A 21,587-nucleotide genomic window follows, 5' to 3' on the forward strand; every position below is an offset into this window, starting at 1 on the left:
CGAGCTGCTGCCAGCCATCGCGACGCGGCGGCTCCTGCTCCATCGCCTGGCGGATGCGGACCTCCTGCAGCGCCTCGATCCGCTTGACGATCTCGCCGATGCTCTGCGGGCCAGCGGACACCGGGACGGGTGCCGGCTCAGGTTCGGCCATCGGTTCGGGTTCGATCTCGGCTTCGACCAGCGCCAGCGGGTCAGGCTCGGGTTCGCTCGCGACCTCGGGTTCGCGGATCGCTTCGGCTTCGACCGGCGGCGGCGCGGCAGGTTCGGCTTCGGCGGCTTCGGAAGCATCAGCGACCGGCTCCGGCGCGACGGGGGCCGCAGTCTCGGCTGCCACCAGAACCTCGGCGGCGGGCAACGCGGTATCGTAAAGCCCCAGCTGGTCAAGCAGCGCCTGGGTGCGCGGGCCGAGATCGCGGCGGTGGCGCAGGAAACCTCGCGCGCGCGTCGGCAATGCGGGGACCAGGGCCGCCCAGCTGGCATCGTCGAGCCGCGCCGCTCGGATCGCGGCGCTTGCGATATCGGGCCGTTCGGAGGCGAGATACTGGACCAGCACCGGCGAGACCAGCCGCCCGGACAGGCATTGCACCGTCAGCAGCCGATCGGCCTCGCTGACGCTGCTGCGCAATTCGTGGATCCGGGCGAGCGCGGGCGCATGGCGCGCGTCGAGATCGTTGCCGCCGATCTGCCCCAGCAGATCGACCAGCTGGCGATATTGCGCCACCGCAGCCGCGCCGGTGGGAACGCTGCCAGCCAGAACGGTCGAAAGGCGGTCGTCATAGCGCATCGGCTTGGAAATGGTCCTTGGATAGCCCGACAGTCCGGATCGGCGGGGCGTGTCCGATACACGCAGCCGACCGGTGGAGACAAGGGATAGCCCTGTCCTTTCACCCGCGAAAGGGCGCTTTTTGTCGCGTCGCAATGTGGGACAATTGCGTTACCGAATAATTATATTATAGGTAGGTGGCGTGATGTTGCGGATTATTTCTGCCGCACGCCCAAATACCGCAGTATGCGCGTGTCTTGCGATGCCCAGGCATCTCCAGCACGTGCATCTGCCGATCAAAGCCAGGGGAAAAATCGTGTCAAGTCTGGACCATATCGACCGGCAGCTGCTGACCCGGCTCCAGGATGAGGGGCGGATCACCAATGTCGAGCTTGCGAGCCGCGTCGGCCTGACCGCACCGCCCTGCCTGCGGCGCGTGCGCGCGCTGGAGGAAGCCGGCATCATTCGCGGCTATCATGCCGATATCGATCCGCAAAAGCTGGGCTTTGCGATCACGGTGTTCGCGATGGTCAGCTTGAAGAGCCAGGCCGAAAGCGACCTCAAGGCGTTCGAGGAACATGTCAGCACGCTGCCCCAGGTGCGCGAATGCCATATGCTCAACGGCGAGATCGACTTCATCCTGAAGATCGTCGCGCGCGACCTTCAGGAATTCCAGGCCTTCCTGACTTCGAAACTGACCCCGGCGGCCAATGTCGCCAGCGTCAAGACCTCTCTGACCATCCGCACCAGCAAGCAGCAGCCGGGCGTCCCGCTCGACGAATAGGCCGCAGCGAGCAGACATGAAAAAGGCAGGCGGGGCGCCCGGCCCAGCCTGCCTTTCTCGTTTCTGTGCCTCGGGAAAGGTCAGGCGGCCGGAGCCGCCGCGCCGGCACCCGACTTCTGGTCGATATACAGCGTCCACAGCTTGGCAAGCGGCGCGCGAACGCCGGTGACGCCGGTCAGCGTCTGACGCGCGGGATCGTACTTGCCCTGCGCCACCTGCGCGATCGCCTGGATCATCAGCGCGCGCTCCTTGTCGGTCGCACCCTTGGTGACCGCGAGCGCGGCCAGTTCCTCGGCCTCGGCATATTGCTTGTTGGCGAGCAGCGCGTCGGCGGTCGCCAGCGTGACGGTCGCGGTCGCCTTGCCACGCGAATCGCGCACCGATTCGGGCAGCGTCGCGACATATTCGCCGCGCGCGCCGTTGGCGGTGGTCAGCGCATCCTTGAAATAGGCATTGCCGTCGGTGATGATGCCAGCAGCCTTGCCTTCCTCGATCAGCGCGATCACCTCGGTCGGGCGACGCGCGGCGCCGGCGGCCTCGATATATTCCTGATAGTCGCTGGCGCTGGTCATGCCGCCCGCCATGCGCAGCAGCCGCATTGCGTCGAGATTCTGCTCGCTGGTAAAGCTGCGATTGTCGGCCTGGACCGCCTGGACGACCTCATGCCATGCACCCTTGCCGCCATCGGCGCGCAGCAGCAGATTGGCGAACACGCTGCTGTCGCTCTTGGTCGCGCGCGCGATCTGGAAGCCGCGCTTCGCCCAGCTCGCCGCATATTGCTTGGTACCGGCCAGGTCGCCTTCGACCGCGCGCTGCAGATAGGGCAGACCCGCTGCCGCGACCGGCGCGTTGGCAGCATCGATGCTGCGGCCACCCGACTTGGCGATCGCCTCGCCGAAATGCGCCTCGGCGAGCTGGAACAGGTTGACCGGACTGTTCTGGCCCGCCTGCACGGCGGCGGTGAGATACTGGCGCGCGCGGCCGAAATCGTTCTTGAGCAGCGCCTTTTCGCCGATGAAGCTGTTGAAGGTCTTGGTTTCGGCTTCGGTCGCCTTGCCGCTGGTCAGTGCCTGCTCGATGCCCTTCATCTGCATCGCCTCGTCATTCTTCTTAAGGCCGATCTGCAGCGTCATCTTGCCGGTGAGATATTTCTCGTCGGCGCTGGCAGCGACGGCGGCGGCTTCATTGAGCTTGGTTTCGGCGGTGACGAAATCATTGGCACCAAAGGCGGTCTGTGCGGCAGCAAAGGCGTTGCGGAACTCGGCGCTCAGCTCCATCTGCGGCGCTTCTTCCTTGCCCTTCTTGCCCTTCTTCTCCGTACGCTGGGCAAAGGCACCATCGACCGGCAGCGCCAGCGAGACGGCGGTGGTTCCGGCGAGTGCCAGCATCAGGGCCATGTTGAAACGGGAAATGCGACGCATGTTATCCTCCGAACTAAAACACGGCAAAGCTAGAGCTGCCGATCACGTATCAGCCTTTGGCGGCCGGTTGATGAAGCCGTCCTTAATGACTCTGGCAGGAACGGACAACGACCTTTGCGGTTCCTGTCCAAAAAGCCGATGGTGGCGCACGCGCGGCGCCGAAAGTTAACTTCGCTCCGGCGCCTCCGACGGCCTTTGCATCGGTTCGTCGCTGGTCTATGCGCTGGCCGTCATGATCATCCTGCTGTCCCCCGCCAAATCGCTGGATTTCGATTCGCCTGCCCCCGCCGTCGCGCCTAGCCCGCCGCGCTTCGAGCCCGAGACCGAGCGGCTGGTGAAATCCGCCGCGCGGCTGAGCAAGGCGAAGATGAAGCAGATCATGCCGGTGTCCGATGCGCTGATCGATCTCAACTATGCGCGCTATCGCGGCTTTTTCGATCAGCCCGAGCGGCCTGCCGCCTTCGCCTTCAACGGCGATGTCTATACCGGGCTGGAGGCGAAGACGCTCGACGAGCCCGCGCTCGACTTCGCCCAGCATCATGTGCGTATCCTGTCAGGGCTATACGGGCTGCTGCGACCGTTTGACAGCATCCGGCCCTATCGCCTTGAAATGGGCACGCGCTGGGCGCCGCGCCACAGTTCGCTCGTGGCTTTCTGGGGCGACCGGATCGCGTCCGCCATTGCCGAGGATCTGTCCGCGAGCGGGAGCGATACCGTGGTGAACCTCGCCAGTCAGGAATATTTCGCCGCCGCCGACAAGGGGCTGGCGAAGCGCGGCATCCGCGTCATCACCGCTGATTTCCGTCAGCAGGGGCCCAAGGGCCCGCGCTTCGTCAGCTTCGATGCCAAGCGCGCACGCGGCATGGCGGCGCGCTTCCTGTGCGAGCACCGGCACGGCGATCCCGAAGCGCTCAAGGGCTTCGACAGCGACGGCTATCGCTTCGATGCCGAGGCGAGCGACAACGACGTGTGGCGGTTCGTGCGCGCGTGAGCCGCACCAGCGTCATTATCGGAGCCTCGGGCGGCATCGGCGCGGCGTTTGTCCGCCAGGCCGAAGGGCAGCATCTCGGACAACCGGCTCGGCGGCTGGTACGGCTATCGCGCGGCCAAGGCCGCGCTGCACATGACGATCCGCAACATCGCGATCGAATGGGGCCGCCGCAACGACCAGGCGATCGCCGTCGCGCTGCATCCCGGCACGGTCGATACGGGCTTGAGCAAGCCTTTCCAGGCCAATGTCGCCGAAGGCAAATTGTTCGACCCGGACCAGAGCGCAGCCATGATGCTCGACGTGCTCGACCGGCTTTCTCCGGCCGATTCGGGCGGTATCTTCGCCTTTGACGGCAGCGCCATCCAGCCCTGATCTTGGCGCACCGCCAAGCGCCTGTTTTTCCTGTTGAAAAATACCCGTAAAACGCCCGCAAAAGCTGGCTTTTCCGCACTCCGTCGCCTAGAGCCGATCCTGACGCGAAAGCGTCACAAAAGGCATAAAAGGCGCATGGAATGAACGATACCACCGCACCAGCGGAACCCAGTGAAATCGAACGCATCGACATCGTCGACGAGATGCGGTCGAGCTATCTCGACTATGCCATGTCGGTCATCGTCAGCCGCGCCCTGCCCGATGTCCGCGACGGCCTGAAGCCCGTCCACCGCCGCATCCTTTTCGCCAGCCAGGAGGGCGGCTTCGTCGCCGGGCGCCCCTATCGCAAGTCCGCCAAGATCGTCGGCGACGTGATGGGCAACTATCACCCGCATGGCGACAGCGCGATCTACGACGCCCTGGCGCGCATGACGCAGGACTGGTCGATGCGCGTGCCGCTGATCGACGGCCAGGGCAATTTCGGATCGATGGACCCCGATCCGCCGGCCTCGATGCGATACACCGAGGCGCGCCTCGCCAAGGTCGCCAACAGCCTGCTCGACGATCTCGACAAGGACACGGTCGACTTCACGCCCAATTATGACGGGTCGCGCGACGAGCCGCAGGTGCTGCCCGCGCGCTTCCCGAACCTGCTGGTCAACGGCGCCGGCGGCATCGCGGTCGGCATGGCGACCAACATTCCGCCGCATAACCTCGGCGAAGTGATCGACGCGTGCCTGGCGTGGATCGACAACCCGATGATCGAGCTGGAAGATCTGATGAAGATCGTCCCCGGCCCCGACTTCCCGACCGCGCCGCTGATTTTGGGCCAGGCGGGCGTGCGCAACGCCTATTCGACCGGCCGCGGGTCGATCATCATGCGCGCGCGCCACAAGATCGAGGAAGGCCGGGGCGACCGCCGCTCGATCGTGCTCACCTCGATCCCGTTCCAGCTCGGCAAGAACAGCCTGGTCGAGAAGCTCGCCGAAGCCGCCAAGGACAAGCGCATCGAGGGCGTCAGCGACATTCGCGATGAATCGAACCGCGAAGGCGTGCGCGTCGTCATCGACCTCAAGCGCGATGCGACGCCCGAAGTCGTGCTCAACCAGATCTGGCGGCACAGCCCGGCCCAGTCGAGCTTCCCGGCGAACATGCTGGCGATCCGCGGCGGCCGCCCCGAAGTGCTGCCGCTCAAGGAGATCATCGAGGCGTTCGTCCGCTTCCGCGAGCAGGTCATCACCCGCCGCACGAAGTTCGAGCTCGCGAAGGCGCGCGACCGCGCCCATATCCTGCTCGGCCTGGTCGTCGCGGTGACCAACATGGACGAGGTGGTGCGGATCATCCGCTCCTCCGCCTCGCCCGCCGAAGCGCGTGCGGCGCTGATCGCGCGACAATGGCCGATCGAGGAGATTGCCCCCTATATCCGGCTGGTCGAGGCGATCGAGGCCGAGATCGAGGGCGATACCTATACGCTCAGCGACATTCAGGTGCGCGCGATCCTCGACCTGCGCCTGCATCGGCTGACCGCTCTGGGCCGCGACGAGATCGGCAACGAACTGAAGGCGCTTGCCGCGAGCATCGAGGAATTTCTGGCCATCCTGGGCGACCGCGCCAAGCTGTACCAGGTGCTGCGCGACGAGCTGATTGCGGTGAAGAGCGAGTTCGCCACGCCGCGCCTGTCCGAGATCGCGCCGGCAGCCGACGGCATCGACGATGAGGACCTGATCGAGCGCGAAGAGATGGTCGTCACCGTCACGCTGCAGGGCTATATCAAGCGCACCCCGCTCGATGCCTTCCGCGCGCAGGCGCGGGGCGGCAAGGGCCGTTCGGGCATGGCGACCAAGGACGAGGATGCCGTCACCAGCATGTTCGTCACCTCGACGCACACGCCGGTGCTGTTCTTCTCGACGCACGGCAAGGTCTATCGCCAAAAGGTGTGGCGCCTGCCCGAAGGCGGCCCGGCGACGCGCGGACGGCCGATGGTCAACCTGCTGCCGCTGGCGCAGGGCGAGACCATCCGGACCGTGCTGCCGCTGCCCGAGGACGAAGATACCTGGGCCGATCTGCACGTGATGTTCGCCACCGCCAACGGCACGGTGCGGCGCAACTCGATGGATGCGTTCACCAACGTGCCCACGAACGGCAAGATCGCGATGCGCTTCGACGAGGGGTCGGACGACCGGCTGATCGGTGTCGCGCTGCTCACCGAGGGCGACGACGTGCTGCTCGCCACGCGCCAGGGCAAGGCGATCCGCTTTGCCGCAACCGATGTGCGCGAGTTCCAGAGCCGCACCTCGACCGGGGTGCGCGGCATGACATTGCGCGAAGGCGACGAGGTGATCTCGCTGTCGATCCTGGGCGGCTTCGATGCGACCACCGAGGAGCGCGACGAATATCTGCGCGCCGCGCCCTGGAAGGGCAATGACGCCGAGCCGACGCTCTCGCCCGAACGGATGCAGAAGTTTGCCGAGGCCGAGCAGTTCATCCTCACCGTCTGCGCCAATGGCTATGGCAAGCTGTCCTCGGCCTATGAATATCGCCGCACCGGTCGCGGCGGCCAGGGCATCACCAATATCGACAATATCGAGCGCAACGGCCCGGTGCTGGCGAGCTTCCCGGCGCATCAGTCGGACCAGCTGATGCTGGTGACCGATCAGGCCAAGCTCATCCGCCTGAGCCTCTCGACCATGCGCGTCATCGGCCGCAACTCGGCGGGCGTGCGCCTGTTCAACGTCGCCGACAACGAGCATGTCGTCAGCGCCGCGCGCATCGCGGAAGAGGAAAACGGCGACGTGGCCGAAGAAACGGCCGAGCCGGCGAGCGAATAAGCCTCAGCGCTGCGGCACGATATGATCGCGAAACCAGCGGGCGACCTCATCCTCGGTGAGGTCGCCTGCGGCGAGCGCTAATGTCATGACGACAAGTTCCGCCTCGGTAATCTCGAACGCGACACCGTTGAGCAACAGGAAGGTCAACGCGACCACGGCCGCACTGCGCTTGTTGCCATCGGCAAAGGGATGGTTTCGCGCCAGGCCAAAGGCGTAAGCCGCCGCCAGATCAGCTGCATCGGGCTCCCCATAAGCTGCAAGATTGAGCGGGCGCGCCAGCGCGCTCTCGACCAGTGCGGGATCGCGGATGCCGCTCAGTCCGCCATGCTCGGCAATCTGCTCGTCGTGCAGGGCCAGGACCACATCCTGCCGCACCCAGATCCAGTCAGCCACCTCACTTGGCCAGTTCGCGCAGCGCGTTGCGATAGCGCGCCATCACGTCGCGCGCTGCCGACATCTGCTTGTCGAAATCCGGATCGGCGGATTTGAGGGCGATGCCATCGGCCTGCTTGACCACCGACACCTCATCGCCTTGCGCAACGTTGAGATGCGCCAGCACGTCCTTGGGGAGGATGACGCCGGTCGAATTGCCGATCTTGATGAGTTTGAGAGGCTTGTTCATACGAATGTTATAACACGCGTGCGTCCGGGCTTCAACCGGCGAGCCGTGGGTCCCTGTGACGCAGGCTCTGGATCACCCCTGTGCAGATCAGGAACTGGCCGAAATAATAGAGCGGCCAGATAAGCCATTCGGGAATTATCGAGCGTTCGAGCGGCCCCAGCCGGGCGAAGATCAGCAGGTCCGAGGCGACGAACAACAGCGCGCCGGTGCCGACGCGATAGCGCGGGAAATCGCTGGTCCAGGCCATCGCCGCCATGACCGCCAGGAACAGGCTGTACAAGGCGATGCCCCCTGCCCTGCTCCGGTCGATCGGCAGCGCCCAGGCGATCAGCACCACGCCCGGCACCAGCAGCAGCGCGAACAGCCGCTGGCTGAACGTGACGCTCGCCCGGCGGTGCCGCGCATAGAGCCAGATCGCGACGACATGCCCCGCCATGAAGGCGAGCGCGCCATAGATCATGTCGATCTCGATAGCCATGTCGCCGATCGCACCCAGCGCCATCACGCCGCCGATCAGCTGCCCGTCGCGCGAATGGTGGCGCGCAAGGGCGAACACCGCGAGAAAGCCGACGCCCAGCCCCTTCCACAACATCAGGTACAGTCCCGGGATCGGCGCATCGCTGACGAAATAATAGCTGATCGCCGCGACAAGGCTCAGCAGCAGCCAGGGCCGCGATTCCGCCAGTGCGCGCTTGACGACCATGTGCTCTCACCCGGTTTGCGTCCGCCCCCCTGATGGCACCGAAAGAGGATCATGCGCAAGCTGGGCAAATGCCATCGCACACGCTATCTGCACCCGCATGAGCAACAGCGACGATTTCCAGCACCAGATCCACATCATCGGCGGGGGCCTCGCCGGGTCCGAAGCGGCATGGCAGCTCGCCCAGGCGGGCGTGAAGGTGCGCCTGTCCGAAATGCGCGGCAGCGGCGACATGACGCCCGCGCACCAGACCGATGGCCTGGCCGAACTGGTCTGCTCGAACAGCTTCCGCTCCGACGATGCCGATCGCAACGCGGTCGGCCTGCTCCACCAGGAGATGCGCACCCTGGATTCGCTGATCATGGCATCGGCGGACAAGGCCAAGGTTCCCGCAGGCTCGGCGCTGGCTGTCGACCGCGACATCTTCTCCGATATCGTCACCAGGGCGTTGAGCGAGCACCCGAATATCCGCATCGTGCGCGAGCGGATCGACAGCCTGCCGAGCGAAGGCCCGACGATCATCGCCACCGGCCCGCTGACCGCGATGTCGCTCGCCCAGTCGATCGGCGCGGCGACGGGCGAGGACGCGCTCGCGTTCTTCGATGCCATCGCCCCGATCGTCCACCGCAACAGCATCGACATGGACATCTGCTGGATGGCGAGCCGCTGGGACAAGGTCGGGCCCGAAGGCGACGGCAAGGACTATATCAACTGCCCGATGGACAAGGACCAGTATCTGGCCTTCCATCGCGGGCTGATCGAGGGCGAGAAGACCGAGTTCAAGGAGTGGGAGAAGGACACCCCTTATTTCGAGGGCTGCATGCCGATCGAGGTGATGGCCGCGCGCGGCGTGGACACCTTGCGCTTCGGTCCGATGAAGCCGGTGGGGCTCGACAATCCGCGCACCGGGCGCTGGCCCTATGCGGTGGTGCAGCTGCGCCAGGACAACAAGCTGGGCACGCTGTGGAACATGGTCGGCTTCCAGACCAAGCTCAAGCACGGCGCGCAGGTCGAGTTGTTCCGCACCATTCCGGGGCTGGAAAAGGCCGAGTTCGCGCGGCTGGGCGGGCTGCACCGCAACACCTTCATCAATTCGCCGCGCCTGCTCGATGGCCAGCTGCGGCTGCGCAAGGCCCCGCATATCCGCTTTGCCGGGCAGATTACCGGCTGCGAAGGCTATGTCGAAAGCGCGAGCGTCGGGCTGATGGCGGGGCGCTTTGCCGCGGCCGAACTACAGGGGCGCAGCCTCGAAACGCCGCCGGTGACGACCGCACTCGGCGCGCTGCTCGGCCATATCACCGGCGGGGCCGAAGCGAGCGACTTCCAGCCGATGAACGTCAATTTCGGCCTGTTCCCGCCGCCGGAAGACAAGGTGCACAAGAAGCAGCGCAAGGAGGCTTACACCTCGCGCGCGCGCGCCGACCTGCAAGGCTGGCTGGCTGGCACCGGCGAGGCCGTCGCCGCCGAATAATCAGCATTTGCACCGCTGCACCGGACGCTTGGGCCGGGTGGTGGCGAATTCCTCGGGCGACAGGCGTCCGTTGCGGTCGCCATCGGCCCGGGCGAAGCGATCCGAGGTCGCGACCGCCCATTCCTCGAAGGTCAGCAGATTGTTGCCGTCCTTGTCGAGCGCCTTGAACGCCTTGGTGCGGCTGGCGAGCAGTTCCTCGCGGGTAATGATGCGGTCGGCATTGCGGTCGAACCGGGCGAAGCGGCGTTCCTCGCGCGTCAATTCGGTGGCTTCGGGCGGCGCGGGACCGCGCATCTGGCCGGGATCGGCCATCGGAAGGCCGCTGTCCTGAGGCTCTGGGGGCGGCGCGGCAATCTCGGCCAGCTCGTCATCCTGCTGCTGCGCCCGGATGAGGAAGAAGCCGCCGACCAGCAGGGCGATCGCCGCCAGTCCGCCGAAAAGGATCCGCATCCCCCTGCCTCCTTGCCATCAGCCGCTCACCACCCGGTCAGCCCGTGCCAGACCAGCCGCACGAACAGGCCAGGCCCGGCCCAGGGACGATCCAACCGGCCCCGGGCGATGTCAAGCCGCACCGCGCGGGCGATGATCGAAAGCGGGCGCAGCCGTGCGGGCAAGCCGATCCGCGCCAGCGCCTGCGTATCGACCGCCGCAAAGGCCGTATCGAGCGCGGGCGTGCGCCGGTGGAAGCGCACCATGTCCCACAGCGCCCAGGCGCGGCCGATGCGCGTCAGATCGCCGGCCTCCCCGCCCGCCAGGCTTGCGAAGGCCGCAAACAGCTGCCCCCTGCCCTCGGCAAAATCGGCCACGGCGGCGCTGTCCTCGATCTCGAGCGCCGCCTCCCAGCCGCGGATCACGGGACCCAAAGCTTCGGCAAGCACCAGCCCTTCCGCCTCGAGCGGGGCCAGGCATGCCAGCACCGGATTGGCCGACGGACGCGCCGCCGCCGGCTTGGCGAGCATATCGTGCCACCATTGCAGACGGATCTGCGCCAGCATCGGCTCGCGCGCCGGCAGCACGATCCCCGCCATCTGTGCATCGAAGGCGAACAGCGCCCTGGCCCAGTCGCGCACCTCGCGATCACCATAGCTGCCGGCCAGCGTCACGAGCGGCGAAACGGAGGTTTCGGTTGGGGCCATGGCGCGCGCAGTCCCGCAATTACCGCGCCAAATCAAGGTAAACTTGGGCTTAACCATCTCCCTTTGAGGGCTGCTTACCATTGTCCCGATACAAGGCAGGCTGCGTCTAAGGGGCATTAACCACATCATGACCATCCGCCACACCGAAGATCAGCGCTCTGGCATCAGCGCGCGGCACGATGCCGCGAAGGCCAGCGCGCGCCCGGTGCTGAACCGGCTGCTCGCATCGAAGCGCGGCAACGTGCTCCCCATTCTGGCCGCGAGCATCCTGCCCATGGCGGCGATGATCGGCGGCGCGGTGGACATGAGCCGTGCCTATATGGTCAAGTCGCGGCTGCAGCACGCATGCGACGCCGGCGTTCTCGCCGGTCGCCGCGCGATGGCCGCCGCCAGCTATACCGATGCCGCCAAGGCACAGGCGCGGGACTTTTTCGACGTCAACTATCAGCCGGGCTATAACGACACCACCGATGTGACGTTCAACACCACCAACGTTTCCGGCACCAGCCAGGTCACCGGCACCGCGTCTGCGGTCATGCCGACCACGATCATGGGCATGTTCGGCAAGGAAACGATCGACATCGACGTCAACTGCCAGGCCGAACTCAACCTGACCAACACTGACACGACGTTCGTGCTCGACGTCACCGGATCGATGCTGGACACCATCCCCGATGGCAGCGGCGGATCGATCGTCAAGATCACCGCGCTGCGCAATTCGGTGATGAGCTTCTACGACACGCTGGCCAATGCCTCGTCGGGCAGCAACGCGCGCATCCGCTATTCGTTCGTGCCCTATTCGACCAACGTCAATGTCGGCGAACTGCTCTATGACGCCAATCAGCAGTGGCTGATCGGCGGCACGACCGGCGATACCTGGGCCTATCAGTCGCGGCGGCCGATCTGGAATATCAGCACGACGACCAATTCGGTCGACTGCCAGGTCTATGGTGGCAACCAGTCCTTTGCCTGTCCGAACCGCCCGCACAGCTCGGTCAGCGGCGGAGGCACGAACATCTCCCGCACCAACTGCGGCAACTACGGCAACAATGTCGGCTGGCTCTTCGGCTTCAGTCCGAACCCGCCAAACAACCCAAGCACGCAGACCTCTGGTAATGTGACCACGAGGATCACCTACACGGCCTATAGCTGGGGGGGCGCAGCGCCATCCTGGAGCGGAACCAATAACCGGCAATGCGTGCGGCAGCGCAATATCGAGACGACCACGGTCACCCAGTCCGCGACATGGCAGGCTGGTGCCACGTTCTCGCACTGGGAATATGGCCAGTACAGCTTCCCGGTTCGCGCCTTTGTCCAGTCGATCAAATCCGCCAACCCCGCGGTCACCACGCCCAGCGAGGTCGATGGCAGCACCAGCCGCTGGGGCGGTTGCATCGAGGAACGCGACACGCTCGCCGCGGCCAATTTCGCCAGCACGTCGAGCGGCATCACCGCCGATGGCAGCCTGAACGCGCATGACCTGAACATCGACGCGGCACCCAACAGTGCTGCGACGAAATGGCGCCCCTATTGGGAAGAGGTCTATTTCTTCCGCAACGACGGAACCAAGATCAAGGACAAGGGCAGCGGCTACACCGCCTGTCCCAGCAAGGCGACGCTGCTCGCCACCATGACGCGCGATCAGGTGCAGACCTATGTCAACAATCTGGTCGCGGTGGGCGGCACCTATCACGATGTCGGGCTGCTCTGGGGCGCGCGCCTGGCTTCGCCGCAGGGCATCTTCCAGTCGACGGTCAATGCCAATCCAGGCAATCCCGGATCGGTCAGCCGCCACATGATCTTCATGACCGACGGTCAGCTGACCAGCTACGACTTTGTCGCCAGCATGTATGGTGTCGAGATGTACGACCGGCGCGTCACCGGCGGCAGCAACGATCCGACACAGCTCGAGCGGCAGCGCCGGCGGTATCTGGCGATCTGCGAGGCGATCAAGTCCAAGGGCATCCGCCTGTGGGTGATCGCCTTCGGCACCACGCTGACCACCGACATGACGACCTGTTCCAGCAGCGGCAGCTCGTTCACCGCGGCGAACAGCTCGCAGCTCAACACGGCGTTCCAGAACATCGCCAAGCAGATTTCGGAACTGAGGTTGACCCAGTGATGCGTTTTCCCGCCTTCATTCGCCAAGCAGGCCGGGATCGGCGCGGGGTAACCGTGACCGAGTTCGGCCTGATCGCGCCCACCTTCCTGATGCTGCTGCTGGGCGTGTTCGACCTTGGATACACCGTCTATGCCAAGGCCATCCTCGATGGCGCGGTGCAAAAGGCGGGGCGCGACGCCGCGCTGGAAACGGGCACGATGAACATCGCCAATCTGGACTCCAAGGTGAAGGAAAACCTGGGCGCGCTCGCGGCCGATGCAACCTTTACCTATACCCGCCGCAATTATCGCGACTTTGCCAAGGTTGGCCTGCCCGAGGATTTCGAGGACAAGAACAGCAACGGCCAGCGCGATGCGGGCGAGTGCTTCACCGACGAGAACGCCAACGCGGTGTGGGACCGGGACCTCGGCAAGGTCGGGGTCGGCGGTGCGCGCGACGTCGTGCTGTACGAGGTGCGCATGTCCTATGACCGCAAGTTCCCGCTCTATGCGCTGGTCGGGCTGCCCGGCGAGGCGACGCTCAAGTCCGCCACCGTGCTGCGCAACCAGCCCTATGCCAGCCAGAATGCCGAAACCAAACAGGTGATCTGCACATGATGACCGCCGCTGTTGTTGCTGCCCCCGCCGCGAAGGCGCGGCCCGGCTTCGTCACCCGGACCCGCGATCTGGCGCGCCGGCTGAAGCGCGATCGCTCGGGCCTGGCGCTGATCGAGTTCGCCTTTTCGCTGCCGATCTTCATCGGCCTGGGTTTCTATGGCGTCGAGGTATCGAATCTCGCGATCACACAGATGAAGATGAGCCAGATCGCGCTCAACATGGCCGACAATGCTTCGCGTATCGGAACGCTCAATTCCACCCTGGGTGCCAAGGTGATCAGCGAGGACCAGATCAACGACGTGTTCCAGGCGGCGGCGATCCAGGCGGGGGCGGCGGGCATCTATCAGGATGGCCGCACCGTGCTGTCGAGCCTCGAGGTCAACGCCAATGGCGGCCAGACGATCATGTGGCAGCGCTGCAAGGGCATATTGTTCGACGATTCCGACTATGGACCCGAGGGCACCGGCAAGACCGGCACGAGCTTTGCCGGCATGGGCCCGCCGGGCGAGAAGATCGCGGCAAGCACCGGCACGGCGGTGATGTATGTCGAACTGACCTATGTCTACGAACCGCTGTTCGGCAACATGTTCATGGAAGACAAGGAGCTCCACCAGGAAGCCGCCTATACCGTGCGCGACGCGCGCGAGATCGGCAAGCCGCCGTCGGACAACGTGTCCGCCGCGCGCAAGTCGACCTGCGACAAGTATGACGCCATCCTGCCGCAGACCAGCGATGCCGAGATCGCCGCAGCGAACGCAGCGGCAGATAATGCCAAGCAGAATGATATGAAGGACGGTGTACTCGACGGCAATGCCGGCAAGGGCAACAACAAGGGTATCTGCGTTGCAGGCCTTGTCTGCGTGAAGATCTGATACGGACCGGGCGGTGCAGCACCGCCCGGTCCGTCGTCATCAGCCCTTGTAGGTGACTTTCTTCACCGCCGCGATCACGCGGGCGCTGTCGACCAGCGCCAGCTTTTCGAGGTTCGCGGCATAGGGCAGCGGCACGTCCTCGTTGGTCACGCGCAGCACCGGCGCGTCGAGATCGTCAAAGCCCTGCTCCATCGCCACCGCGCAGATTTCCGACGCGATCGAGCAGACCGGCCAGCCTTCCTCGACCACCACCATGCGGTTTGTCTTCTTCAGGCTCTGCAGGACGGTCTCGGTGTCGAGCGGGCGCAGCGTGCGCAGGTCGATGACCTCGGCGTCCACGCCTTCGGCCGCCAGCTTCTCCGCCGCTTCGAGCGCGACACCCACGCCGATCGAATAGCTGACGATGGTGACATCGCTGCCTTCGCGCATGATCCGCGCCTTGCCGATGGGCAGGACGTGATCGTCGAGCTTGGGCACATCGAAAGTGCGGCCATAGACCAGTTCGTTCTCGAGGAACACGACCGGGTCCTCGGTGCGGATGGCAGCTTTCAGCAGGCCCTTGGCATCGGCGCTGTCATAGGGCGCGATGACGATCAGGCCCGGCACGCTGGCATACCAGGGGCCGAAATTCTGGCTGTGCTGCGCACCGACGCGGCTCGCCGCGCCATTGGGACCGCGGAACACCACCGGGCATCGCATCTGGCCACCCGACATGTAGTTGGTCTTGGCCGCCGAGTTGATGATATGGTCGATCGCCTGCATCGCGAAGTTGAAGGTCATGAACTCGATGACCGGACGCAGGCCGCCCATCGCCGCGCCCGCGCCGATGCCGGCAAAGCCATATTCGGTGATCGGCGTGTCGATCACCCGGCGCGCGCCGAATTCCTCGAGCAGACCCTGCGTGACCTTGTACGCGCCCTGATATTCGGCGACTTCCTCGCCCATCACGAACACGCGCTCGTCGCGGCGCATTTCCTCTGCCATCGCATCGCGCAGCGCCTCGCGCACCGTGGTCGGCACCATCTCGGTGCCTTCGGGGATCGCCGGATCGCTGACCTGCGCGCGCTTGGGCGTTTCGGGCACGATCTGGACATTCTCGGTCGGGGGCTTGGCCGCTTCGGGTTCGGGTTCGGTGGTCCGCCGACGCGTCCTCGCCCTCGCCCGCGATCAGCGCGATCACCGCGCCGACCTTCACATTGTCGGTGCCTTCGGGGATCAGGATCTTCGAGATCGTGCCCTCGTCGACCGCCTCGAATTCCATCGTCGCCTTGTCGGTCTCGATCTCGGCCAGGATGTCGCCGGAAGCGACGCTATCGCCTTCCTTGACCAGCCACTTGGCCAGGGTCCCCTCTTCCATGGTCGGGGACAAGGCAGGCATTTTCAGTTCGATGGCCATCAATATTGCTCCACCAGCACATCGGTATACAGTTCGGACGGATCCGGCTCGGGCGAGGTTTCGGCAAAGTCCGCCGCCTCGCTGACGATCGTGCGGATTTCCTTGTCGATCGCCTTCATCGCGTCCTCGCTCACGCCCATCTTGAGCAGCTCCGCCTTGGCCGCCTCGATCGGATCGGACTTTTCCTTGACGTTCTGCACTTCCTCGCGGCTGCGATACTTGGCCGGGTCGGACATCGAATGGCCGCGATAGCGATAGGTCTTGAGTTCCATCAGCAGCGGGCCGTTGCCGGCGCGGACATATTCGAGCGCCGCCTCGGCCGCACCGCGCACCTCGAGCACGTCCATGCCGTTGACCTGCATGCCGGGGATGCGGAAGGAATCGCCGCGGCGGTAGAATTCGGTCTCGGCGCTGCTGCGCGACACCTTGGTGCCCATGGCATAGCCGTTATTCTCGATCACGAAGATGATCGGCAGCTTCCACAGCGCAGCCATGTTGAAGCTTTCATAGACCTGGCCCTGGTTCGCCGCGCCATCGCCGAAATAGGCCATGCACACGCCGCCGTCCTCGGAATATTTGTGTCCGAAGGCCAGGCCCGCGCCCAGCGGCACCTGCGCGCCGACGATGCCGTGACCGCCATAGAATTTGTGCTCGGTCGAGAACATGTGCATCGACCCGCCCTTGCCGCGCGAGATGCCCGCGCCGCGGCCGGTCAGTTCGGCCATGATGATCTTGGGATCGATGCCATAAGCCAGCATGTGCCCATGGTCGCGATAGCCGGTGATGACGCTGTCCTTGCCCGGCTCGAGCGCCGATTGCAGGCCGACCGCGACCGCTTCCTGGCCGATATAGAGGTGGCAGAAGCCGCCGATCAGGCCCAGGCCATAGAGCTGGCCCGCGCGTTCCTCGAACCGGCGGATCAGCAGCATCTCCTTGTAGAAGTGCAGCAGTTCCTCCTGGCTGGCCTCATAGCGCTCGGGGTTGCGCGGACGCGGATGATTGCTGCCCTCTTCGGGCAGGACCGGAGCTTTCGATGAGGCCTTTGCGGGCGGTTTGCGAACGGGCTTTGCAGCGGGTGTCTTGACCAAGACGGAAAACCTTTCACGCTGATGGATCAGTGCCATGCGGCAGGGGGAGGATTGACCCCCTTCCTATAGAAGCAGAGCAAAGGTTTACGCAACGGCCAAGGCGGTTTTTGCGCAATATTCCCGCAGCATCGATGCTTTTGCGGCGTCGCTTATTTCAGCGGAACGATGACCTCGTCGGGATGCGCGACATTGAGCTCGCGGCGGACCAGCTCGCTCACCAGATCGGGATCGACCGCCTTGGGGTCGAGCAGGTTGACCCGGTTGCGCAGCGCGTCCCGCTGCTTCTGCAGCCGCGCGAGCTCGACCTTCTGCACCTCGAGCCGCTGGCGATAATCGCCCCAGGCGAGCACGCCTGTCGGCCCCAGCAGCGCATAGGCCGCAATGGCGAGCAGCGCGACGAGCGAGATGCCCGGCGCGATCGCCTTTTTCGCGGGTTTTATGACAGGTTTGCGGGACGACATCGGTCCCTTGAATCACAATTGATTCGGGCTGGCAAGCCGAAACGGCCAGCCCGAATCAAATATGCGATCAATGGCTTACAAGTCGTGGAACAAAATCGGATTTGCTCAACGGAAGATGGCAGCACCCGCATAATGCGCCGATGCGCCCAGCTCTTCCTCGATGCGGATGAGCTGGTTGTACTTGGCCAACCGGTCCGAGCGTGCGAGCGAGCCGGTCTTGATCTGGCCGCAGTTGGTGGCGACCGCGAGATCGGCGATGGTCGCATCCTCGGTCTCGCCCGAACGGTGCGACATGACTGCGGTGTAGCCTGCGCGATGCGCCATGTTCACGGCTTCGAGCGTTTCGGTGAGCGTGCCGATCTGGTTGACCTTGACCAGCAGGCTGTTCGCCAGGCCCTTTTCGATGCCCATGGCGAGCCGCTCGGGATTGGTCACGAACAGGTCGTCGCCGACCAGCTGCACCTTGTTGCCGAGCAGCTCGGTGACCGCGAGCCAGCCCTCGAAATCGTCCTCGCTCATGCCATCCTCGATCGAGCGGATCGGATATTCGGCGCACAGCTTGCCGAGATAATCGGCCATTTCGCTCGGAGAGAGCGAAAGCCCCTCGCCGCTGATCTCGTACTTGCCGTCGCGGAAGAATTCGGTGGCGGCGCAGTCGAGCGCGAGCATCACGTTCTCCCCGGGCTTGAACCCGGCCTTTTCGACCGAGGCCATGATGAAATCGAGCGCAGCGCGGGTCGAGGCGAGATTGGGGGCAAAGCCGCCTTCGTCGCCGACCGCGGTCGCCAGACCCTTTTCGTGCAGGCCCTTCTTGAGCGTATGGAAGATTTCCGAACCCCAGCGCACCGCCTCGGCCAGGCTGTCCGCGCCGACCGGCATGATCATGAATTCCTGGAAATCGATCGGGTTGTCAGCATGTTCGCCGCCATTGATGATGTTCATCATCGGCACCGGCAGGACGTGTGCGGAGACACCACCGACATAGCTGTAGAGCGGCAGGCCGCGCGCGTCGGCAGCGGCCTTGGCCACCGCCAGGCTGACGCCCAGGATCGCGTTCGCGCCGAGGCGCGACTTGTTCTCGGTGCCATCCAATGCGATCATCGCCATGTCGATATCGCGCTGGTCTTCGGCGTCCAGACCGACGATCGCCTCGAAAATCTCGCTGTTGACCATGTCGACCGCCTGGGTCACGCCCTTGCCGAGATACATGGACGTGTCGCCGTCGCGCTTCTCGACCGCCTCATAGGCACCCGTCGACGCCCCCGAGGGCACGCCCGCGCGCCCGAAGCTGCCATCTTCGAGCAGCACATCGACCTCGACCGTGGGATTGCCGCGGCTGTCGAGAATCTGGCGGGCGTGGATGTCCATGATCGCGGTCATAAGCGGCACTCTCTCCGGTTGTCGGGGGTGGAAATCTGCCGCCCCTCTAGGGGCTGGACCGTCGGTTTGCAACCGTTGCAGGCGCTCGCCGCCCCGCCGTGTAAAGTCGGCTTGCTGCGCCTGCGAAAGCGCTTGAAAATATGCCCGGACAGGCCAGAATATAACTTGGGCAAGCGGAACCGTGGCAGCGCTTCATGCGTCTGCCCTCAAGCTTGAGGAGGAATTCATGTCCGAAGAAGAGACGAAGCCCGAAGCAGAATCGGGGGCCGAAGCCGCGCCGAAGAAGCCACGTGCCAAAAAGGCGGGGAGTGCCAATGGCGAGACCGGGGCTGCATCCACGAAGACCGCCGCGCCCAAGCGCAAGACTGCGCCCAAGCCCGGCGAGACGAACGCCGAAAAGCCCGACATCACCCCCACCCCGAACAGCGCGGTCCTGGTATCGAGCGGTGCTGCGGCCGCCGGCGCCACCGTCGCATCGCAGTCGAGCAACGCATTCCAGCAGGTTTCCGAAAAGGTAAGCGCAATGATTCCCGAAGACGTGAGCGGCAAGGCCAAGGACGTGGCGAGCGATGTCAAGGACATGGCCTGCGACGCCGTGAACAGCATCGCGCAGATCCTGAACGACAGCGCCGGCGCGATCGATGACAATATCGGTCCCAAATATGGCGACTATGCCCGCAGCGCGGCGCAGAGCGTAACCGATGCGGCCGAACGGCTGCGCGCCAAGCCGGTCGAGGAAATCGCCGAGGACACGCGCGAATTCGTCTTGGTGAGGCGGTGGGAGACACGCCCGGCCTGCTTGAGCAGCTGCATGGCCTCTATGCCGACGGCCGCGAGCTGATCGACGCCGAGATCAGTTTCCAGAAGGCACGCATGGCCGCCGCCGGGCGCCAGGTGCGCGCCATGGCGGTGCTGGTCTTTGTCGGGCTGGTGCTGATCGGCTGCGCGTTGGGTGCGCTCGTCGTGGGCACGATGATCGCGCTGATCCCCTATCTCGGTGCCTGGGGCGCGATGGGTGCAACCGTGCTCGGCACGCTGGCCCTGGCGGCGATCGCCTTCTGGTTGGCGGTGCGGCGCATCGGCAGGGTCGGCGCGCTGTTCGCCAGCGAGGATGTTCCTTCCGAAGAGCCGAAAGCCTCTGCATGACCGAACCCGTCGAAACGCCCCCGCACGATCATGGCCACGAGGATGATGGCGCCGAGAGCCTGGCCGAGGTCTCCGCGCGCCGTCTGGCGGCGCGTAGCCAGTGGCAGAAGGCGCTTGCTCGCGCCAAGGACCGTTTCGCTCCTGCCAATCTGCGCGATGAGGCTATTCACACTGCTGCGGAAAAGATTGGCGACGCGGCGGACACGGCAGCGGGTCTCGCCTGGGCGCACCGCGGCAAGCTCGCGCTGGCCGGACTGCTGGGCGGGCTGTTCCTGGCGCGCAAGCCTGTCGGTAAGGCCGTCGCGCCGCTGGCCGACCAGGCCAGGCACCAGGCCGCGAAGGCGCGCGAGGCGCTACACAAGCCCGGCAAGCGCTGAACGCGCGCGACAGGGCTGGAAAATCCCGCGCAACCGCATTATGGCGCGCCGCAGCAACGCGATGGGGCACGGCACGCAACGGCCCCTCGCACAGGAGAGGATGCCACCCGGCATCCGGTTCATCTGTCAGGGACGCATATTCACATGAGCAAACTTCACCTCGTCATGGGCGGACGCGTCAGCGACCCCCAAACCCTTGATTATTGCGAACTCGACAAGATGGACCTTGTCGGCGTCTATCCCGATTATGCCAGCGCCGAGGAAGCCTGGCGCAGCAAGGCGCAGGCCACCGTCGACGATGCCGAAATGCGCTACGTGATCGTGCACTTGCACCGCCTGCTCGACCCCGAAGAAACGCCTGCAGGCTGAAGCGTCGGCCGTTTCAGGGAATGTCGTGACGCGGCCGCCGGACCTGGTGGCTGCGCACGAGCGGCACGGCGAGCAGCAGTCCTGCCGCAAAGCCGCCGATATGCGCCCAGATGGCAATGCCCAGCGCGGTGCCCGCAAAGGCATACTGGCTCAGCAGGTTAATGCCGGTCCACACCGCCATCAGCCAGGCCATGTGCACCGCAAGCTGCGGGACCGGGCCGATCGCGGGCGGCTTGCGGCGTGAAAAAAGCAGGAAATAGGCGGCGAGCAGCGCCGAGATCGCGCCGCTGGCCCCCACCACCGGCACCAGCGCCGTCGGATCGATTGCATAATGGACGGCGGCGGCGGCGATGATCCCTGCGCCATAGAGCAGCAGATAGCGTTCCCAGCCGAGCGCCATTTCGACCAGCCGGCCGATCACAACCAGCACCAGCATGTTCATGGCGAGATGGAACAGCCCGGCGTGCAGAAACGCCGAGGTGAACGGGGTCAGCCAGACCGGGACGATCCACGGAAAATCGACCGGCAGCGCGCTGGTATGGCCGTACAGCGTGTCATGCAGCCGCGCCGACCAGAACCCGCCCTCGACCTGCATCGGCTCGGTCCAGCCGGTGGTAAAGCCCACCAGCCAGACCAGCACATTGGCGATCACGAGAAAGTTGGTTGCCGACCGCTGCGGCACGGCGGGCATG

The 21,587-nt window shown here is 65.1% G+C and carries 21 protein-coding genes and 3 pseudogenes; 12 read left to right on the top strand and 12 right to left on the bottom strand.

Annotated elements, in window-relative coordinates:
* Positions 1–784: pseudogene (locus tag DM995_RS05215) on the bottom strand (hypothetical protein); the annotation flags it as partial.
* Between the two features lie 295 nt (positions 785–1,079).
* On the opposite strand from DM995_RS05215, the gene DM995_RS05220 reads away from it, so the two are divergent.
* Entirely contained in the window at positions 1,080–1,547 is a 468-nt protein-coding gene (locus DM995_RS05220; RefSeq protein ID WP_031317654.1) for an Lrp/AsnC family transcriptional regulator, read from the top strand.
* 80 nt (positions 1,548–1,627) lie between these two features.
* Here the strand turns inward: DM995_RS05220 and DM995_RS05225 are convergent, their stop codons facing one another.
* Complete coding sequence (locus DM995_RS05225) at positions 1,628–2,968, bottom strand: hypothetical protein (RefSeq protein WP_157973082.1); 1,341 nt, start codon at positions 2,966–2,968, stop codon at positions 1,628–1,630.
* A gap of 232 nt (positions 2,969–3,200) precedes the next feature.
* Between DM995_RS05225 and DM995_RS05230 the strand changes: the two genes are divergently transcribed.
* The 3 genes and pseudogenes from DM995_RS05230 to gyrA all read left to right on the top strand — a co-directional run bounded on the left by DM995_RS05230 (position 3,201) and on the right by gyrA (position 7,159).
* Positions 3,201–3,959: a YaaA family protein gene (locus tag DM995_RS05230; RefSeq protein WP_116968719.1), complete on the top strand. Its 759-nt coding sequence runs from the start codon at positions 3,201–3,203 to the stop codon at positions 3,957–3,959.
* Between the two features lie 48 nt (positions 3,960–4,007).
* Positions 4,008–4,331 (top strand): annotated as a pseudogene (locus tag DM995_RS05235) (Rossmann-fold NAD(P)-binding domain-containing protein); the annotation flags it as partial.
* Between the two features lie 140 nt (positions 4,332–4,471).
* Complete coding sequence (gene gyrA, locus DM995_RS05240) at positions 4,472–7,159, top strand: DNA gyrase subunit A (protein WP_116968720.1); 2,688 nt, start codon at positions 4,472–4,474, stop codon at positions 7,157–7,159.
* 3 nt (positions 7,160–7,162) lie between these two features.
* Here gyrA and DM995_RS05245 read toward each other — a convergent pair whose 3' ends face one another.
* From DM995_RS05245 to DM995_RS05255, 3 genes are read right to left on the bottom strand one after another with little or no spacing between them, the layout of a single operon-like run.
* On the bottom strand, positions 7,163–7,552 hold the full coding sequence (locus DM995_RS05245; RefSeq protein ID WP_116968721.1) for a type II toxin-antitoxin system death-on-curing family toxin: 390 nt from the start codon (positions 7,550–7,552) through the stop codon (positions 7,163–7,165).
* A gap of 1 nt (position 7,553) precedes the next feature.
* Positions 7,554–7,781 carry an AbrB/MazE/SpoVT family DNA-binding domain-containing protein gene (locus DM995_RS05250; RefSeq protein WP_116968722.1) on the bottom strand — a complete coding sequence of 76 codons (228 nt, stop codon included), beginning with the start codon at positions 7,779–7,781 and terminating at the stop codon, positions 7,554–7,556.
* 31 nt (positions 7,782–7,812) lie between these two features.
* Positions 7,813–8,484, bottom strand: a complete 672-nt coding sequence (locus DM995_RS05255) for a lysoplasmalogenase (protein ID WP_116968723.1) — start codon at positions 8,482–8,484, stop codon at positions 7,813–7,815.
* A 97-nt stretch (positions 8,485–8,581) separates the two neighbouring features.
* On the opposite strand from DM995_RS05255, the gene trmFO reads away from it, so the two are divergent.
* Positions 8,582–9,952, top strand: coding sequence for a methylenetetrahydrofolate--tRNA-(uracil(54)-C(5))-methyltransferase (FADH(2)-oxidizing) TrmFO (trmFO, locus tag DM995_RS05260; RefSeq protein ID WP_116968724.1), 1,371 nt, complete (start codon positions 8,582–8,584; stop codon positions 9,950–9,952).
* On the opposite strand, the gene DM995_RS05265 is transcribed toward trmFO, so the two are convergent.
* Together DM995_RS05265 and DM995_RS05270 are read right to left on the bottom strand one after the other, a co-directional pair.
* Positions 9,953–10,402, bottom strand: a complete 450-nt coding sequence (locus tag DM995_RS05265; protein WP_023836646.1) for an EF-hand domain-containing protein — start codon at positions 10,400–10,402, stop codon at positions 9,953–9,955. It abuts the gene before it with no gap.
* A 26-nt stretch (positions 10,403–10,428) separates the two neighbouring features.
* Positions 10,429–11,088, bottom strand: a complete 660-nt coding sequence (locus DM995_RS05270) for a squalene/phytoene synthase family protein (protein ID WP_116968725.1) — start codon at positions 11,086–11,088, stop codon at positions 10,429–10,431.
* Between the two features lie 127 nt (positions 11,089–11,215).
* Between DM995_RS05270 and DM995_RS05275 the strand changes: the two genes are divergently transcribed.
* From DM995_RS05275 to DM995_RS05285, 3 genes are read left to right on the top strand one after another with little or no spacing between them, the layout of a single operon-like run.
* On the top strand, positions 11,216–13,210 hold the full coding sequence (locus DM995_RS05275) for a TadE/TadG family type IV pilus assembly protein (RefSeq protein ID WP_116968726.1): 1,995 nt from the start codon (positions 11,216–11,218) through the stop codon (positions 13,208–13,210).
* A gap of 53 nt (positions 13,211–13,263) precedes the next feature.
* Entirely contained in the window at positions 13,264–13,806 is a 543-nt protein-coding gene (locus DM995_RS05280; protein ID WP_232824080.1) for a TadE/TadG family type IV pilus assembly protein, read from the top strand.
* Positions 13,803–14,678: a TadE/TadG family type IV pilus assembly protein gene (locus DM995_RS05285; RefSeq protein ID WP_116968728.1), complete on the top strand. Its 876-nt coding sequence runs from the start codon at positions 13,803–13,805 to the stop codon at positions 14,676–14,678. The genes DM995_RS05280 and DM995_RS05285 overlap by 4 nt, the downstream gene beginning before the upstream one ends.
* Positions 14,679–14,717: 39 nt before the next feature.
* Here DM995_RS05285 and DM995_RS05290 read toward each other — a convergent pair.
* The 4 genes and pseudogenes from DM995_RS05290 to eno all read right to left on the bottom strand — a co-directional run bounded on the left by DM995_RS05290 (position 14,718) and on the right by eno (position 19,003).
* Positions 14,718–16,074 (bottom strand): annotated as a pseudogene (locus DM995_RS05290) (pyruvate dehydrogenase complex E1 component subunit beta).
* On the bottom strand, positions 16,074–17,093 hold the full coding sequence (gene pdhA / locus DM995_RS05295; protein WP_232824485.1) for a pyruvate dehydrogenase (acetyl-transferring) E1 component subunit alpha: 1,020 nt from the start codon (positions 17,091–17,093) through the stop codon (positions 16,074–16,076). Before pdhA ends, DM995_RS05290 begins: the two are co-directional and overlap by 1 nt.
* A 218-nt stretch (positions 17,094–17,311) precedes the next feature.
* Entirely contained in the window at positions 17,312–17,623 is a 312-nt protein-coding gene (locus tag DM995_RS05300) for an FtsB family cell division protein (protein ID WP_023836653.1), read from the bottom strand.
* A gap of 105 nt (positions 17,624–17,728) precedes the next feature.
* Positions 17,729–19,003 carry a phosphopyruvate hydratase gene (gene eno, locus DM995_RS05305; protein ID WP_023836654.1) on the bottom strand — a complete coding sequence of 425 codons (1,275 nt, stop codon included), beginning with the start codon at positions 19,001–19,003 and terminating at the stop codon, positions 17,729–17,731.
* 226 nt (positions 19,004–19,229) lie between these two features.
* On the opposite strand from eno, the gene DM995_RS05310 reads away from it, so the two are divergent.
* From DM995_RS05310 to DM995_RS05325, 4 genes are all read left to right on the top strand, one after another.
* Positions 19,230–19,844 (top strand): hypothetical protein, encoded by a 615-nt coding sequence (locus DM995_RS05310; protein WP_116968729.1) that lies wholly within the window; start codon positions 19,230–19,232, stop codon positions 19,842–19,844.
* Between the two features lie 62 nt (positions 19,845–19,906).
* Positions 19,907–20,149, top strand: a complete 243-nt coding sequence (locus DM995_RS05315; RefSeq protein WP_232824082.1) for a hypothetical protein — start codon at positions 19,907–19,909, stop codon at positions 20,147–20,149.
* The gene (locus DM995_RS05320; RefSeq protein ID WP_116968731.1) at positions 20,146–20,526 is read left to right on the top strand and encodes a hypothetical protein; all 381 of its coding nucleotides are present in this window, start codon (positions 20,146–20,148) and stop codon (positions 20,524–20,526) included. The genes DM995_RS05315 and DM995_RS05320 overlap by 4 nt, the downstream gene beginning before the upstream one ends.
* A gap of 144 nt (positions 20,527–20,670) precedes the next feature.
* Positions 20,671–20,895, top strand: a complete 225-nt coding sequence (locus DM995_RS05325) for a DUF4170 domain-containing protein (RefSeq protein WP_023836658.1) — start codon at positions 20,671–20,673, stop codon at positions 20,893–20,895.
* A gap of 13 nt (positions 20,896–20,908) precedes the next feature.
* Here DM995_RS05325 and DM995_RS05330 read toward each other — a convergent pair whose 3' ends face one another.
* Positions 20,909–21,586 (bottom strand): rhomboid family intramembrane serine protease, encoded by a 678-nt coding sequence (locus tag DM995_RS05330; RefSeq protein WP_116968732.1) that lies wholly within the window; start codon positions 21,584–21,586, stop codon positions 20,909–20,911.
* Position 21,587: the final 1 nt, after the last annotated feature.

This window comes from Blastomonas sp. UPD001 (assembly GCF_003426715.1).
Classification (GTDB): Bacteria; Pseudomonadota; Alphaproteobacteria; order Sphingomonadales; family Sphingomonadaceae; genus Blastomonas.

Excerpts from the sequence above, each read along its gene's own strand:
- DM995_RS05225 (WP_157973082.1), bottom strand. The coding sequence starts at position 2,968 with ATGCGTCGCATTTCCCGTTTCAACATGGCCCTGATGCTGGCACTCGCC.
- DM995_RS05230 (WP_116968719.1), top strand. The coding sequence starts at position 3,201 with ATGATCATCCTGCTGTCCCCCGCCAAATCGCTGGATTTCGATTCGCCT.
- gyrA (WP_116968720.1), top strand. The coding sequence starts at position 4,472 with ATGAACGATACCACCGCACCAGCGGAACCCAGTGAAATCGAACGCATC.
- DM995_RS05250 (WP_116968722.1), bottom strand. The coding sequence starts at position 7,781 with ATGAACAAGCCTCTCAAACTCATCAAGATCGGCAATTCGACCGGCGTC.
- DM995_RS05255 (WP_116968723.1), bottom strand. The coding sequence starts at position 8,484 with ATGGTCGTCAAGCGCGCACTGGCGGAATCGCGGCCCTGGCTGCTGCTG.
- trmFO (WP_116968724.1), top strand. The coding sequence starts at position 8,582 with ATGAGCAACAGCGACGATTTCCAGCACCAGATCCACATCATCGGCGGG.
- DM995_RS05265 (WP_023836646.1), bottom strand. The coding sequence starts at position 10,402 with ATGCGGATCCTTTTCGGCGGACTGGCGGCGATCGCCCTGCTGGTCGGC.
- DM995_RS05270 (WP_116968725.1), bottom strand. The coding sequence starts at position 11,088 with ATGGCCCCAACCGAAACCTCCGTTTCGCCGCTCGTGACGCTGGCCGGC.
- DM995_RS05275 (WP_116968726.1), top strand. The coding sequence starts at position 11,216 with ATGACCATCCGCCACACCGAAGATCAGCGCTCTGGCATCAGCGCGCGG.
- DM995_RS05285 (WP_116968728.1), top strand. The coding sequence starts at position 13,803 with ATGATGACCGCCGCTGTTGTTGCTGCCCCCGCCGCGAAGGCGCGGCCC.
- DM995_RS05300 (WP_023836653.1), bottom strand. The coding sequence starts at position 17,623 with ATGTCGTCCCGCAAACCTGTCATAAAACCCGCGAAAAAGGCGATCGCG.
- eno (WP_023836654.1), bottom strand. The coding sequence starts at position 19,003 with ATGACCGCGATCATGGACATCCACGCCCGCCAGATTCTCGACAGCCGC.
- DM995_RS05310 (WP_116968729.1), top strand. The coding sequence starts at position 19,230 with ATGTCCGAAGAAGAGACGAAGCCCGAAGCAGAATCGGGGGCCGAAGCC.
- DM995_RS05315 (WP_232824082.1), top strand. The coding sequence starts at position 19,907 with ATGGCGGTGCTGGTCTTTGTCGGGCTGGTGCTGATCGGCTGCGCGTTG.
- DM995_RS05320 (WP_116968731.1), top strand. The coding sequence starts at position 20,146 with ATGACCGAACCCGTCGAAACGCCCCCGCACGATCATGGCCACGAGGAT.
- DM995_RS05325 (WP_023836658.1), top strand. The coding sequence starts at position 20,671 with ATGAGCAAACTTCACCTCGTCATGGGCGGACGCGTCAGCGACCCCCAA.
- DM995_RS05330 (WP_116968732.1), bottom strand. The coding sequence starts at position 21,586 with ATGCCCGCCGTGCCGCAGCGGTCGGCAACCAACTTTCTCGTGATCGCC.